The 13726-nt window shown below is 73.9% G+C and carries 14 protein-coding genes and 1 tRNA gene; 11 read left to right on the forward strand and 4 right to left on the reverse strand.

What is annotated here, in order from left to right:
- Positions 1 to 92 precede the first annotated feature (92 nt).
- The 3 genes from HNR61_RS17090 to HNR61_RS17100 all read left to right on the forward strand — a co-directional run bounded on the left by HNR61_RS17090 (position 93) and on the right by HNR61_RS17100 (position 2261).
- Positions 93 to 554, forward strand: a complete 462-nt coding sequence (locus tag HNR61_RS17090; RefSeq protein WP_182844146.1) for a peroxiredoxin — start codon at positions 93 to 95, stop codon at positions 552 to 554.
- A gap of 58 nt (positions 555 to 612) precedes the next feature.
- The gene (locus HNR61_RS17095; RefSeq protein WP_182844147.1) at positions 613 to 963 is read left to right on the forward strand and encodes a hypothetical protein; all 351 of its coding nucleotides are present in this window, start codon (positions 613 to 615) and stop codon (positions 961 to 963) included.
- A gap of 206 nt (positions 964 to 1169) precedes the next feature.
- Positions 1170 to 2261, forward strand: a complete 1092-nt coding sequence (locus tag HNR61_RS17100; RefSeq protein WP_182844148.1) for a potassium channel family protein — start codon at positions 1170 to 1172, stop codon at positions 2259 to 2261.
- 135 nt (positions 2262 to 2396) lie between these two features.
- Here HNR61_RS17100 and HNR61_RS17105 read toward each other — a convergent pair whose 3' ends face one another.
- Entirely contained in the window at positions 2397 to 3365 is a 969-nt protein-coding gene (locus tag HNR61_RS17105; RefSeq protein ID WP_312897936.1) for a phosphoribulokinase, read from the reverse strand.
- Positions 3366 to 3523: 158 nt separating this feature from the next.
- Between HNR61_RS17105 and HNR61_RS17110 the strand changes: the two genes are divergently transcribed.
- The gene (locus tag HNR61_RS17110; protein WP_182844149.1) at positions 3524 to 4180 is read left to right on the forward strand and encodes a response regulator; all 657 of its coding nucleotides are present in this window, start codon (positions 3524 to 3526) and stop codon (positions 4178 to 4180) included.
- Positions 4177 to 5316 (forward strand): sensor histidine kinase, encoded by a 1140-nt coding sequence (locus HNR61_RS17115; protein ID WP_182844150.1) that lies wholly within the window; start codon positions 4177 to 4179, stop codon positions 5314 to 5316. Before HNR61_RS17110 ends, HNR61_RS17115 begins: the two co-directional genes overlap by 4 nt.
- On the opposite strand, the gene HNR61_RS17120 is transcribed toward HNR61_RS17115, so the two are convergent.
- Both HNR61_RS17120 and HNR61_RS17125 read right to left on the reverse strand, forming a co-directional pair.
- Complete coding sequence (locus HNR61_RS17120) at positions 5291 to 6463, reverse strand: saccharopine dehydrogenase family protein (RefSeq protein WP_182844151.1); 1173 nt, start codon at positions 6461 to 6463, stop codon at positions 5291 to 5293. The genes HNR61_RS17115 and HNR61_RS17120 overlap by 26 nt on opposite strands.
- A gap of 135 nt (positions 6464 to 6598) precedes the next feature.
- Positions 6599 to 7468 (reverse strand): LysR substrate-binding domain-containing protein, encoded by an 870-nt coding sequence (locus HNR61_RS17125; RefSeq protein ID WP_182844152.1) that lies wholly within the window; start codon positions 7466 to 7468, stop codon positions 6599 to 6601.
- Between the two features lie 117 nt (positions 7469 to 7585).
- Between HNR61_RS17125 and HNR61_RS17130 the strand changes: the two genes are divergently transcribed.
- The 5 genes from HNR61_RS17130 (at position 7586) to HNR61_RS17150 (ending at position 11580) form a co-directional block, all read left to right on the forward strand.
- Positions 7586 to 9019, forward strand: a complete 1434-nt coding sequence (locus HNR61_RS17130; protein ID WP_182844153.1) for a form I ribulose bisphosphate carboxylase large subunit — start codon at positions 7586 to 7588, stop codon at positions 9017 to 9019.
- Positions 9019 to 9438: a ribulose bisphosphate carboxylase small subunit gene (locus tag HNR61_RS17135; RefSeq protein WP_182844154.1), complete on the forward strand. Its 420-nt coding sequence runs from the start codon at positions 9019 to 9021 to the stop codon at positions 9436 to 9438. The genes HNR61_RS17130 and HNR61_RS17135 overlap by 1 nt, the downstream gene beginning before the upstream one ends.
- Before the next feature lie 58 nt (positions 9439 to 9496).
- On the forward strand, positions 9497 to 10447 hold the full coding sequence (gene cbbX, locus HNR61_RS17140) for a CbbX protein (protein ID WP_182844155.1): 951 nt from the start codon (positions 9497 to 9499) through the stop codon (positions 10445 to 10447).
- 64 nt (positions 10448 to 10511) lie between these two features.
- Positions 10512 to 11438: a proteasome assembly chaperone family protein gene (locus HNR61_RS17145; RefSeq protein WP_182844156.1), complete on the forward strand. Its 927-nt coding sequence runs from the start codon at positions 10512 to 10514 to the stop codon at positions 11436 to 11438.
- A 67-nt stretch (positions 11439 to 11505) separates the two neighbouring features.
- Positions 11506 to 11580, forward strand: a tRNA-Val gene (locus HNR61_RS17150).
- Positions 11581 to 11652: 72 nt separating this feature from the next.
- Here the strand turns inward: HNR61_RS17150 and HNR61_RS17155 are convergent.
- Positions 11653 to 13095, reverse strand: a complete 1443-nt coding sequence (locus HNR61_RS17155; protein ID WP_312897937.1) for an aminotransferase-like domain-containing protein — start codon at positions 13093 to 13095, stop codon at positions 11653 to 11655.
- A gap of 104 nt (positions 13096 to 13199) precedes the next feature.
- Here HNR61_RS17155 and HNR61_RS17160 point away from each other — a divergent pair, with 104 nt between their 5' ends.
- The gene (locus HNR61_RS17160; protein ID WP_182844157.1) at positions 13200 to 13553 is read left to right on the forward strand and encodes a cupin domain-containing protein; all 354 of its coding nucleotides are present in this window, start codon (positions 13200 to 13202) and stop codon (positions 13551 to 13553) included.
- The last annotated feature ends 173 nt before the right edge of the window (positions 13554 to 13726 follow it).

Here is a 13726-nt window from a genome sequence, read left to right on the forward strand (position 1 = left end):
CCGTCACCCGGGGGTGGCAGACTGACGGTCGCCCCCACGCTCGTGGGGGGAACGACCCCCGCCCCGGGCGGGGCCGATCCGCGGGAGAGGCATTGGCGGTCAACGTAGGCGACGTCGCACCGGACTTCGAGCTGAAGGACCAGCACGGGACCCCGGTGAAGCTGTCGGACTTCCGGGGGAGGAAGAACGTCGTCCTGGTGTTCTACCCCCTGGCGTTCAGCGGCGTGTGCACCGGCGAGCTCTGCGCGATCCGCGACGAGCTGCCGACGCTCGTCGGCGACGACGCCACGCAGGTGCTGGCCGTCTCGGTCGACTCGATGTTCGCGCTGCGCGCCTGGGCCGACCAGGAGGGGTACCGGTTCCCGCTGCTGTCGGACTTCTGGCCGCACGGCGGTGTGGCGCAGAGGTACGGCGTGTTCAACGAGGAGAAGGGCCTGGCGAAGCGGGGCACCTTCATCATCGACACCGAGGGCGTCGTCCGCTGGAAGGTCGAGAACGACCTTCCCGACGCCCGCGACCTCGACGAGTACCGCAAGGCGCTCGCGAACCTCTGAGTGATCCGGGCCGGGTCCGGCCACCGCCGGCCCCGGCCCCGCACCTTTTGGAGGTGTGATGCCCTGCTTCCGCTGCGGGGCGCGGCAGACCGACCCGGCAGGCGGCGCGAGCCCGTGGAAACGCGGCGTCCGGGCCGACCACCAGGTGCTGGTCTGCCCTCTCTGCCAGACCGCCCACGACTGGACCGCCGACCTGGACCGCTGCGAGGACTGCGGCTCCACGGCGCTGCTGTGCCGGCTGGGCGAGGTCGAGTGCCGCGACTGCGGTCACACCCGCGAGGCGGTCCGGGAGCCGGCCGACGGGGACCGCCCCCTGGTCCACTCGGGCGGGCCGTCCTCGGACACCGCCCTGGCCGAGGAGGTCGCGGCGGCCCTGAGCCGCGTGCTGCGGCGCGGCGTCGTGGGCTGACCGGCCCTTCCGTCATGACCGGAACCGGCCAGCGTTCCGGTCACTGACCCGGTCACTTCCGGTCACCGCTACGGCGCCCGCGATGTGGCCGTTGCCACAGATTTGTCGCCGAATGGCGGTGACGTGGTCTTTTGTGGGTTGACGGCCCCGGCGCGCACTGGAACGTTGTATCGCAACATCCGGCGGCGACGGACGGGGAGGGCGCCATGCCGTACCTGCTCCTGCGGTTGATCAACCGGGTCGCCGACCGTGCCTGGCGCGTCCCCGCGGCGGTGCTGCTGGTGGCCGCGGTGGGCGGCTGGGCGCTGATGACGGCGTTCGAACCGGCGGACTCCAAGCTCAGGGACCCGCTGCACTACCTGTGGTACTTCTTCGTCAGCGGGACGACCACCGGCTACGGCGACCTGTACCCCACCACGACGGGCGGCCGGATCGGCGGCGCGATGGTGATCGTCGCCGGCCTCACCGCCGGGCTGGTGCTGTTCGCGGAGCTGACGCTGTGGATGGCGAAGGGCAGGACCATGAAGGCCACCGGCCGGGCGCAGTTGCACCACCGTGACCACCTGGTGGTCGTCGGCTACCACCGGGAGGGGCTGCGGGCGATCATCAGCCAGCTGCGCGCCGACCCGGCCTACGCCCGCGTGCCGGTCGTCACGGTGTTCTGGCCCGACCAGATGAGCGGGGAGAACCCCGACCCGGAGCTGTACGACGTGGTGCTGCGCGACGAGAGCGCCTACGCGCGGGCCCGCCTGGAGACCGCCCGCACCGTGCTGGTGGTCGGCCGCGACGACGACGAGACCGTGCGGGTCATGCTCGGGGTGCACGCCCACCTGCGCCGCACCGGCGGGCCGGTGCCGCACCTGCTGGCGGGCGTGCACGAGGGGGTGCGCCGCGCCGAGTTCGCCGAGGCGCTGGAGCTGATCGACCCCGACATCGAGCCGGTGGACGTGGACGACCCGGCCGTGGTCGCGGTGGCGATCCGCAATCCCGGGGTCGCCTCGATCTACCACAACCTCGCCAGCACGCTGGACGGCGACTCCTCGCTGTTCCGCCTGGACGTGCCCGAGGACGCGGGCGAGTGGCCGCGCGTCGAGGTGGCGATCTTCCTGCTGCGGCGGGGCTGCACGCTGCTGGCGGTCGGCGACTCGCACCGTCCCAACGCCCGCTTCCGGCTGTCGTCCACGCCGGACGAGACGGTCCGCGGCGGACAGTCCCTGGCGGTGGTGGCGGCCGAGCGCCCCGAGATCCGCTGGAAGGAGCTGGCGGCCGCGGTGCCGCCGGTCTCGGCCGCCTCCTGAGGGCGTCCCCGCACGGGAGAGGCCGGGAGGCCCCCGGCGCCCAGGCGGGGGGTCCTCCCGGCCGTGACGGAGCCGCGCGGCCCGGTGTCCCGGGGCCTCCCCGCGCGCCTCGTGGCCGCTACGCCGCTACGACCGCTACGCCGCCTGCTGCCGGCGGTCGGCGTCGAGCAGGTGGTACAGCAGCAGGAGCTGGGTGATGGCCAGCGGGTCGCTGGCGCCCGAGTCGCCGTACCGGCCCAGCGCCGCCGGGTCGAGGTCGGCGCGGCCCGCCAGCCGTTCCCAGATCGCCTTCTTGACGGGCCCGGACTCCTCGGGGGAGACGTAGCCGTGGACGTGCAGGGCGTCGACGGGACGGCCGTCGGTGTCGCGGTGCAGGCGCAGGTGCATGGCCGTGTCGCCGCCGGGCGGGGCCGCCTCCGCCAGGACCGGGCCGAGCTCGGGGTGGTCGATGGTGGGGCGCAGCAGCAGCTCGGCCGACAGCGGCGTGTCCGGCGGGTCGGCGCGGCCCGCGACCGGCGCGAACCGGACGACGATGTCGGCCCAGCGGCGCTGCGGGCGGATGTAGGCGGCGCTCTCGGGTTCGCGGCGGGCCAGCTCGGCGCGGACCTGCCCGGGGGTGTAGCCGCGGTTGGCGCAGTCGCGGCGGACCTTCCAGGCGTGGCGCAGCGGCTCGGGCGGGTCCAGGTAGACGGTGATGTCGAAGCAGGCGCGCGCCAGCCGGGTGTGCAGCGGCAGCAGCCCCTCGACGATCACGAAGTCGCGGGGCCGGACCAGCTCGGGCCGGACGAGCCGGCCGGTGCCGTGGTCGTAGACCGGTTTGAGGATCGGCTCGCCCAGCGACAGCAGTTGCAGGTGCTGCTCCATGATGTCGACGTGGTTGCAGTCGGGGTGCAGCGCCGTGAACGGCCTGCCCGCCCGTTCCCGCCGGTCGAAGCGGTGGTAGTCGTCCACGCAGACGGCGGTCATCCGGTCCGCCCCCAGACACCGCACCAGCCCCCTGGTGAGCGTCGTCTTGCCCGCCGCGCTGTCCCCGGCGATGGCGAGCATGACGGGGCGGCGGCCCGATCCGCGCGCCCGGAGCATGTGCACGATCCGATGGGGCACCTTGCCTCCTAGCGTGCCGACGTCGTCCGGTGCCCGGACGGTAGAACGGGCGGCGGGCCGCGGCCTCACCCGAACGGGGGAGAGCACGGGTGAAACCCGGGAGAAGCCTGACGCCACGGGGGCTACTGGCGGGTAGCAAGGGTTGTTATCGTGCCGGGATGGGCGTGCCCGTACGCGTCGTCCTGGTGGACGACCACGAGATGATCCTGGCCGGGCTGAAGGCGATGCTGGCCGGGTTCGCCGGGCGGGTGCGGGTGGTGGGGCAGGCGGGGACGTCCGCCGACGCCGCCCGGCTCGTGGCGGCGCTGCGGCCCGACGTGGTGCTGCTGGACGTCCGGCTGGGGCCGGAGAGCGGCCTGGACGTGTGCCGGACGCTGACCGGCCTGGCCCCCGAGTCGCGGGTGGTGTTCCTGTCGGTCTACGACGACGAGCAGTACGTCTTCGAGGCGCTGCGTGCGGGCGCCGGCGGCTACCTGCTGAAACGCGTCGACGGACCGGAGCTGGTGCGGCGGCTGGAGGAGGTCGCCCGCGGCGAGACCGTCGTCGATCCCACCCTCGCCGGGCGGATGGCGGTGACGGCGGCGCGGCTGCGGCGCGGCGAGTTCTGGCCGGGCGCCGACCGGGGCCTCACCCAGCGCGAGAGCGAGGTGCTGTCGCTGCTGGTCGGCGGGTTGTCGAACAAGGCGATCGCGGCGCGGCTGGTGGTCAGCGAGGAGACCGTCAAGAGCCATCTGCGGACCCTGTACCGGAAGCTGGAGGTGGCCGACCGGTCCGCGGCGGTCGCGCTGGCGCTGCGGGAGGGGCTGTACCGGTGACGGCCGCGCTGGACCTGCTGGCGGGCCGGGGACGGGACCTGCTGGTCCGGGTCGTCGCGGTCGCGTGCTCGGGGCGGACGCTGCCGTCGATGGCCGAGGAGCTGGCCGGGCTGGTGGTGCGGTCGGGCGAGGCGCTCGTGTTCTGCGACGCGTACGTCCTGGACGAGTGCGGGCGGGTCATGGAGGGCGCGGGCCGGGCCGTCCCGCTGGGGGAGGGGGACGTCGGGTGGGCCGCGGCGCACGGGCGGGCCCGGCGGCACCGCGACGGGCGCGGCGTCGCGGTGCCCGTGCACAGCGGGCCCGCGGTCATCGGGGTCCTCGACGTCCGGTCGGCGGGCCCCTGCCGCGAGCCGGACGTGGCACTGGTCGGGGCGCTGGCCGAGCTGTTCGCGCCGGTGCTGTGCTCGTGCCGCCGCCTGCGCACCGCCCGGGAGCGCGAGTTCGCCGCCGAGCGCTTCGCCGAACGCGCCGTCCAGGTCCAGGAGGCCGAGCGGTCCCGGCTCAGCCGCGAGATCCACGACGGGATCGCCCAGCGCCTGGCCAGCCTGGGCTTCCACCTGTCGGCGGCGCAGGCGGCGCTGGAGGGCCCCGGGCTGGACGGGCCCGCGCCGTCCGGCGCCCGCGCCCAGATCGCCCGCGCGCGCGAGCTGTGCGAGCTGGCCGCCGCCGAGACGCGGGCGGCGATCGGCGGGCTGCGGCCCCCGGTCCTGGACGACCTGGGGCTGCCCGCCGCGCTGGCGACGCTGGCGCGGGAGGCGGGCGCGCCCACCTCGCGCGGGGCGGTGGACGTGACCGTCACCGTGACCGGGGAGCTGGAGGAGCCGCTGCCCGACCACGTGCAGACCGCGCTGTACCGGATCGCGCAGGAGGCGGTCGGCAACTGCCTGCGGCACGCCGCCGCCACCTGCGTCGACCTGCTGCTGGAGCACGACCGCGACCGCGTCCGGCTGACCGTCGCCGACGACGGGGTGGGGTTCGCGCCGCGGCAGGGCCGCCGGTCCGGGGCCTACGGGCTGCGCGGCATGGCCGAACGCGCCGAGCTGCTGGGCGGCCGGTTCACGGTCACCAGCCGCCCCGGCGCCGGCACCACCGTCGAGGCGGTCGTCCCGATCAGGAATGGATCACCCGGAAGGTGATCCCGGCCTTCTGGAGGCGGTCGATCAGCGCGTCGCCCATCGCGACCGCCGTGGTGACCTGGCCGGAGCTCGGCGGCAGGTCGTCGAAGGCCAGGCACAGCGCCGACTCGGCCAGCATCTTCGCGGTCTCGCCGTAGCCGGGGTCGCCGCCCGCGACCTCGGTGACCACGCGCCTGCCGCCGCCCTCGCCGACGAACTTCACGCTGAACCACGCCTTGGCGCGCTTCTCCGGCGGCGGGCCCTCGCCCGCCCCGCGCACCCGCAGCAGCAGCGCGCGGGTCGGCGGCAGCTGCGCCAGCGCCGTCACGGCCGTGGCGCCGACGGCCAGCCCGACCGCCGACGGCAGCCGCCTGGTCGCCACGTAGGGGGCGTAGGAGAAGTCCGGGCCGTACCGGTCCAGCGCCGCCGCCGACCGCAGCACGATCTGCGGGTCGATCGTCGGCATCGGCAGCGTCCAGCCGTTCACCCCCGAGCGGGGCACGGGCCGCCGCGAGATCCGCACCCGCCGTCCCTCCGGCTTCGGCGCGGCGCGGTGGTACTCGCGCTCGGAGCGGACCATGCCGGGGATGTCGGCGAAGATCCCGACGGCCGAGTGCAGGGTGCCGCCGGAGAAGTCGCCCGAGCCCCGCACGAACCCCTCCACGTGCAGCGGAACGCCCGCCGGGAGCCGCTTGACGGTGAAGTACGCGCCCAGGTCCTGCGGGATCGAGTCGAACCCGCAGGCGTGCACGATCCGCGCGCCCGTGCGCACGGCCTCCTCGTGGTGGCGCACGTACATCCGGTTCACGAACGTCGGCTCGCCGGTCAGGTCCACGTAGTCGGTCCCGTTGCGGGCGCACGCGGCGACCAGCGGCTCGCCGTGCCTCACGTACGGGCCGACGGTGGTGATGACGACGCGCGTCCGCGCGGCCAGCTCCTCGACCGACGCGGTGTCGGCGGTGTCGGCGTGCAGCAGCGGCAGGTCGGCGCAGGCCGGGTCGATCGCGGCCAGCCGGTCGCGGACCGCCGCCAGCCTCTCCTGGTTGCGCCCGGCCAGCGCCCACTTGGCGAAGGGCGGCGCGTGCCGCGCCAGGTACTCGGCGGTCAGCCCGCCGGTGAAGCCGGTGGCGCCGAAGAGGACGAGGTCGTACGGGCGTTCGGCGGTCATCGTGGACCCCTTTCGCGTGGTCGCGGATGCGGGCGCCCTGCCCCCAGGGTTTTCCGAATCCGATTCTGTCGTGTCGTGGCCGCTCCGGCGCGCTCCGGTGCGCGATGTGACCGACCCCACGCGCCCGGCGGGGCGTCAGCGGGGCCGGGACCAGCCCGGGGCCTCCAGGAGATGATCCACGAACAGCCGGGTCGTCGGGGTCGGATCGGGCCCGCCCACGGCGTGCCAGGGGCGGTGCAGCGGCGTTCCGGGCGCGTCGATCTCGACCAGGGAGCCGTCCGCCAGGTGGCCGCGGACCGCGTCACGGGACAGCAGGGCGACGCCCAGCCCCGCCGCCGCGCCCGCGACCACCGCGCCGTTGGAGCCGAGGACCAGGCGGGGCGGGGCGACGTCGCGTTCGGCCAGGTACGCCTCGGCCGTCGCGCGGGTGCCCGAGCCCGGCTCGCGCATCACCCACGGCGTCGTGGCCGGGTCGAACGCCGCCGCCGGCGCGGGCGCGCCCACCACGACCAGGTCGTTGGGCCGCCGCGCCAGCACGGTCGCCGCGATGCCGGCGGGCGGCCGTCCGGCCAGCACCAGATCGGCCCGGTGGGCGGCCAGGCTGCTCCACACCTGGCGGCGCGGCCCCACCTCCAGGGCCAGGTCCACCTCCGGCCAGCGGGCGCGGAACGAGGCCAGCAGCTCCGGCAGGACCTGGTCGGCGGCCGTGGTCACCGCCGCCAGGCGCAGCGGGCCGCGCGCCGGGTCGGCCGCGCCCCGCGCCGCCGCGCGCCCCTGCTCCAGCAGGCCGAGGACCCGGCGGGCGTAGGAGGCGTAGACCGTCCCGGCGGGGGTGAGCGCCAGGCCGCGCCCCTCGCGGCGGACCAGCGCGACGCCGAGGTCCCGGGCCAGCGCCGCCAGCGCCGCCGACACCGCCGACTCGGTCACGTACAGCCGCCGCGCCGCCTCCCGCACCGACCCGGCGTCGGCCACCGCCACGAACGTCCGCAGCCGCGCCTCGGTCACGGCGACCTCCTGGTTCAAGCCCTCGCTCAGGTGTGGGCCGGAAACACTTGATGGACGATGCGAGTATCGCCGGGCGACGCTCGGGACGTCCACGAACCCCGACCCGAGCGGAGGGCCATGAGCGCGGGCAGATGGTCGGCGGGTGTGATCCCGTACGCGGAGATGGGCTACTGGCGGCCCGACTACCGGCCGAAGGACGGCGACGTGCTGGCCGCGTTCCGGATCACGCCGCAGCCGGGCGTCCCGCCGGAGGAGGCGGGCGCGGCCGTCGCCGGGGAGTCGTCCACCGCCACCTGGACGGTGGTGTGGACCGACCGGCTCACCTCCCACGAGAACTACCAGGCCAAGTGCTACCGGGTGGAGGCGGTGCCGGGGCGCGAGGGGCAGTTCATCGCCTCCATCGCCTACGACCTGGACCTGTTCGAGGAGGGCTCGATCGCCAACCTCACCTCCTCGATCATCGGGAACGTCTTCGGGTTCAAGGCGCTGCGGGCGCTGCGGCTGGAGGACATGCGGATCCCGCCGCACTACGTCAAGACGTTCCAGGGCCCGGCGCACGGGATCGTGATGGAGCGCGAGTACCTCGGCAAGTTCGGGCGCCCGCTGCTGGGCGCGACGGTCAAGCCGAAACTCGGGCTGTCGGCGCGCAACTACGGGCGCGTCGTGTACGAGGCGCTGCGCGGCGGCCTGGACTTCACCAAGGACGACGAGAACATCAACTCCCAGCCGTTCATGCGCTGGCGCGACCGGTTCCTGTACTGCATGGAGGGCGTCAACCGGGCCGTCGCCGCGACCGGCGAGGTCAAGGGGCACTACCTCAACGTCACCGCCGCCACGATGGAGGACATGTACGAGCGCGCCGAGTTCGCGCGCGACCTCGGCAGCGTCATCGTGATGATCGACCTGACCGTCGGCTACACCGCGATCCAGTCGATGGCCCGGTGGGCGCGGGCCAACGGGATGCTGCTGCACCTGCACCGCGCCGGGCACTCCACCTACACGCGGCAGAAGACCCACGGCGTCAGCTTCCGCGTGATCGCCAAGTGGATGCGGCTGGCCGGCGTCGACCACATCCACGCCGGGACGGTCGTCGGCAAGCTGGAGGGCGACCCCCACAGCGTCGCGGGCTTCTACGACACCCTGCGCCTCGACAGGATCGCCGCGGATCCGGTGAAGGGCCTGTACTTCGACCAGGACTGGGCGTCGATGCCGGGCACGATGCCGGTGGCGTCCGGCGGCATCCACGCCGGGCAGATGCACCAGCTGCTGCACCACCTGGGCGAGGACGTGGTCCTCCAGTTCGGCGGCGGGACGATCGGGCACCCGATGGGGATCGCCGCCGGGGCCGCCGCCAACCGCGTCGCCCTCGAAGCGATGATCAAGGCGCGCAACGAGGGCCGTGACCTCCTCGCCGAGGGCCCCGACATCCTGCGGGCCGCCGCCCGGCACAGCCGCGAGCTGGAGGTCGCGCTGTCCACCTGGGGCGACGTGACGTTCAGCTACGAGTCCACCGACACCCCCGACGTCGTCGAGACCCCTGTGAGCCTGTGATGCGCGTGACCCAAGGGACGTTCTCCCACCTGCCCGACCTCACCGACGACGAGATCGCCGCGCAGGTCGCCTACGCCCTGGAGCGGGGCTGGCCGTGCTCGGTGGAGTTCACCGACGACCCGCACCCGCGCAACGCGTACTGGGAGATGTGGGGCCTGCCGATGTTCGACCTGGCCGACCCCGCCGGGGTGCTGTACGAGGTCAACGAGTGCCGCCGCGCCTACCCGGGCCACTACGTCCGGGTGAACGCCTACGACGCGGGCTACGGGCGGCAGACGACGGCGTTGCAGTTCATCGTGCAGCGCCCGGCCGTCGAACCGGGGTTCCGGCTGGACCGGGAGGAGACCTCCGACCGCCGCGTCCGCTACCGGATCCACCCCTACGCGCTTGACCGGCCGCAGGGCGAGCGGTACGCATGACCCCGCCCGTCACCGCACCTTCGATCGCGACGTTCTTCGGTCCGGACCGGGCGGCGCCATGACCGGGCGGCCCGCCTTCGGCATGCGTTCGGCGGACGGCCCGGCGGACGGCCCGGCGGACGAGGCCCCCGCCGGGCCGCTGCCCCCCGACGCCCGCGTGGACCTGGCCCGCGAACGCGCCGAGTCCCAGGCCGACGAGGTCCTGGACTCCCTGGACCGCGACCTGGTCGGCCTGGCCCCGGTGAAGGCCCGCGTCCGCGAGATCGCCGCGCTGCTGCTGGTGGACCGCGTCCGGGCGCGCTTCGGCATCGACTCGGGCCGCCCCAACCTGCACATGTGCTTCACCGGCGGCCCCGGCACGGGCAAGACGACCGTCGCGGTCCGCCTCGCCGAACTGCTGCACCGCCTCGGCTACGTCCGCAAGGGCCACCTGGTGCCGGTCACCCGCGACGACCTGGTCGGCCAGTACGTCGGGCACACCGCGCCCAAGACCAAGGAGGTCCTCAAGCGCGCCATGGGCGGCGTCCTGTTCATCGACGAGGCCTACCACCTGTACCGGGCCGAGAACGAACGCGACTACGGCCAGGAGGCCATCGAGATCCTCCTCCAGGTCATGGAGAACCAGCGCGACGACCTCGTCGTCGTCCTGGCGGGCTACAAGGACCGCATGGACGCGTTCTTCGCCTCCAACCCCGGCATGAGCTCCCGCATCGCCCACCACATCGACTTCCCCGACTACGAACCCGCCGAACTGGAGGAGATCGGCCGCCTGATGATGGCCCGCGAGGGCTACCGGCTCGCCCCCGAGACCGTTCCAGTCTTCCGCGACTACCTGCGGCGACGCCGCGTCCGGCCGCGGTTCGCCAACGCCCGTTCGGTCCGCAACGCGATCGAGCGCGCCCGCCTGCGCCACGCCGGCCGGCTGCTGGCCGCCCCCGGCGAGGTGGACCTGGCCGCCCTCACCACCCTGCTGCCCGAGGACTTCCTGGCCAGCCGCGTCTTCGAATGAGACCGCGATCACACACGGACAAGGGATGCCCCCGCCCATGTCCTAAGGTTGAAGGGCTCAAGACATGAATGTGGGGGAGACGGTGCTGAACCCTGAGGATCTGTACGAGCTGGACGCCGACCTGCCGGAGCTGACGGGCCCGGTCCTGCTGCACAGCATCGACGGGTTCGTGGACGCCGGATCGGTCGGGCAGCTCGTGCGCGAACACCTGCTGGACGCCCTCGACCACCGCGTCATCGCGCGGTTCGACGTGGACTCCCTGATCGACTACCGGGCCCGCCGCCCGACGATGATCTACGACCGCGACCACTGGGCCTCCTACGACGCCCCCGAGCTGGTCCTGCGCCTGCTGCACGACGAGGTCGGCACGCCGTTCCTGCTGCTGACCGGGCCCGAGCCCGACCGGATGTGGGAGGGCTTCGTCGCCGCCGTCCGCTCGCTGGTGGACCGCCTGAACGTCCGCCTCGTCGTCGGATTCCACGGCATCCCGATGGGCGTTCCGCACACCCGCCCGGTGGGGATGACCTCGCACGCGACCCGGCCGGAGCTGATCACGCGCTCCTCGTGGTTCGACAAGGTCCAGGTGCCCGGCAGCGCCGCGGCCCTGCTGGAGTACCGGCTGGGCGAGTCCGGCCACGACGCGCTCGGCTTCGCCGTCCACGTCCCGCACTACCTGGCCCAGACCACCTACCCGACCGCCGCCGTCGCCGCCCTCGACGCGGTGATCGCCGCCACCGGCCTGGTGCTGCCCTCCGCCGCCCTCCGCGAGGCCGCCCTCACGACCGACGCCGAGATCACCGAGCAGGTCAGCGGCAACGAGGAGGTCGAGAAGGTCGTGCGCGCCCTGGAGCAGCAGTACGACGCGTTCGCGGGCGCCGCCGACCGCGAGAGCCTGCTCGCCGAGGCCCGGGACATGCCGACGGCCGAGGAGCTGGCCGCCCAGTTCGAACGCTTCCTGGCCGAACAGGACGGCGGCGACCCCCAGCCATGATCCGTTTCGCGCACCCACCCCGGAACCGGGTACGCTTTCCCGGTCACCGAGGCACGAACGTGCCCACGGGCGCGTAGCTCAGGGGTAGAGCACTCGCCTTACAAGCGAGGGGTCGCAGGTTCGAAACCTGCCGCGCCCACCAGCCATAAAGACCCCGTTTCCGATCATGGAAACGGGGTCTTTTCGCAGCCAGGGCGATCCTCCAAGGCTCTTGTCATACCGCCATGGATCGGGGCGCGGGCGTGCCCTGGTCGCGACCGTCGCCGTAGGCGTGCCATGCGGTGGCCAGGCGGCGCGCCGCCTCGGTCAGCGTGTCGGGGGCGGCGAGGAAGTGGATCCGGATGAACTCCCTGCTGCCTCCCGAGGCGTCCAGCCCGCTGCCGGGCAGCACGGCGACGCCGTGGCGGAGGGCTGTCTGCGCGAAGGAGTCGCCGTCGCCGCGGGGGAGGCGCACCCACAGGGTCTGACCGCCGGTGACGGGTGGGGCCTGCCACTGCGGCAGCCGCCGTGCCAGTTCCGCGCGCAGGTGGTCATGGCGGGCCCGGCGGTCCGCCGCGATGTCCTGGCACAGGGTCTCCAGGTGGGGCAGCAGCTCGGCGGCGGCGAGCTGCGCGGTGACGTTCCCCCCGAGGTCGTGAACCGCTCGGAGCCTGGCGAGGCGGTCGATCACGGGCCGCGGGGCCCGTATCCAGCCGATGCGCAGCCCGCCCCAGACGCTCTTGCTGAGCGAGCCCACGGAGATGACCGTTTCGCCGAACGCAGCGAGTGGAGGTGGTGTCTCCTGCCCGGGAAGCGCCAGGTGGGCGAGGATTTCGTCGTCGATGAGCGGCACGCTCGCCGCGGCGGCGGCGGCGACGAGCCGTCGGCGCGCCAGCGACGGCAGTACCGCTCCGGTCGGGTTGTGGTGGGTGGACACGAGGTAGGCGAGTTCCAGGCGGCGGTCAGAGGTCCGGACCCTCGCTTCGAAGCCGTCCAGGCCGACGGGGAGCGCCTCCAGGGACGTGGTCTGTTCGCGGAAGGCCTCGAGCGCGCCGGGGTAGGTGGGCGCCTCGACGAGCACCGTGCCGCCGGGCTCGACGAAGGCGCGGGCGAGCAGGGAGAGGGCTTGCTGGCCGCCGTTGGTGACCAGCACCTGCCCGGGGCCGGTCGGCACCCCACGCCCCGTGTAGTGGTCGGCGACCGCACGGCGCAGCCGCCAGTGGCCCGACGGGTGGTAGCCGATGTCGCTCGTGACCGTGGCCAGCTGGGGCAAGGCCCGCTCGTAGGCCGTCAGCAGCATCGCCGGCGGCGCGGACGGGGCGGCGCATGCCAGGAGGATCACGTCGTCGTCCCGGGGTTCGAGCAGGTGCAGGAAGACCGGCGCGCCCGTGCTCTCCCGGGGTCCGGGGCGCGGTGGCCCGGCCACGCGGGTCCCGCTTCCCTGGCGTCGGCTGATCCGGCCTTCCAGGCGCAGCTGGTCGTACGCGGCCACGACGGTCCCGCGTCCTACCGCGAGCACGGACGCGAGGGCCCGGTCGGGTGGCAGCGTGGTGCCGGACGGCAGCTCGCCCTCGTCGACGAGGCGCCTCAGCCGCGCGGCGAGCAGGAGGTACAGCGGTCCGCGGCCGGCGGACCACCGGCCCAGACGGTCGGCCAGCTCGGCCGGGTCCATCGACATGATCGAGTTCTTCCGGACGCGATCGAGATGATTGGTTCGTTCGACGGACCAATCATGGCGCATTGGCTCTGCCAGCCGTCCACGATGACGGCGAGGATCGCGACATGACCACACAACACGAGGACCTGCGGCAGCTCGCCGCGGTATCGGTGCCCGAGGCCGTCGCCGTGCTCCCGGGGCCCTTCCAGCAGCGCGATCTGGCAATGGTCAACGACACCACCGTCGTCCGCCTCGCTCGTCTGGAAGACGAGTTCCCCTGGCACCATCACGACGAGGACGAGCTGTTCCTGTGCTGGGACGGCACCTTTGAGATCCAGTTGGAGGGGCGGGACCCGGTGGTGCTGAAGGCGGGCGAACTCTTCGTCGTCCCCAGGGGCGTACGGCACCGCCCCGTCGCTGAGAAGGCCGCCCACATCCTGCTGATCGAGCACCCGGACACCAAGCAGTACGGAAGCTGACCCCGAGGGGCTTCACCGCCCGTGTCCGGTCCGGGCACTCGTCACCGGACGTCGGCTTGCCGCATGGCCCGGGAACGCGGCAGGCCGACGCTCCGTCCTTGCCCTCCGTTCGACTTCCTGGGCCCGGAGCACTCCGGCATGTCGCCGCGTCTGCGCTGTCAGGGGAGAGTCGT

The sequence above is a fragment of the Actinomadura kijaniata genome, assembly GCF_014138665.1.
In the GTDB taxonomy this organism is placed as follows: Bacteria; Actinomycetota; Actinomycetes; order Streptosporangiales; family Streptosporangiaceae; genus Spirillospora; species Spirillospora kijaniata.